Annotated in this window: 1 protein-coding gene; it reads left to right on the top strand. The window is 58.2% G+C overall.

Annotated features, from left to right (window positions below):
• Window positions 1-342 (top strand): DUF3458 domain-containing protein (locus JYB63_RS22700; RefSeq protein ID WP_205660199.1); only part of this gene is annotated, 342 nt, incomplete at both ends.

Raw genomic sequence — 342 nt, 5'->3', positions numbered from 1 at the left:
CGAGATGAACAACTTTTACACCCTGACGGTGTATGAGAAAGGTTCTGAAGTGATCCGCATGATGCACACCCTGCTGGGGGAAGAGAACTTCCAGAAAGGGATGCAGCTCTATTTCGAACGCCACGACGGCAGCGCCGCCACCTGCGATGACTTCGTACAGGCGATGGAGGACGCGTCCAACGTGGATCTGTCGCGCTTCCGCCGTTGGTATAGCCAGTCCGGCACGCCGCTGTTGACGGTGCGCGACGAGTACGATGCGGAAACTCAGCAATATCGCCTGCATGTCAGCCAGAAAACCCCGCCGACCGCCGATCAGCCTGAGAAGTTGCCGCTGCATATCCC

This window comes from Aliamphritea spongicola (genome assembly GCF_017051665.1).
Classification (GTDB): domain Bacteria; phylum Pseudomonadota; class Gammaproteobacteria; order Pseudomonadales; family Balneatricaceae; genus Amphritea; species Amphritea spongicola.
This window is presented reverse-complemented; position numbering and strand designations above follow the sequence as displayed.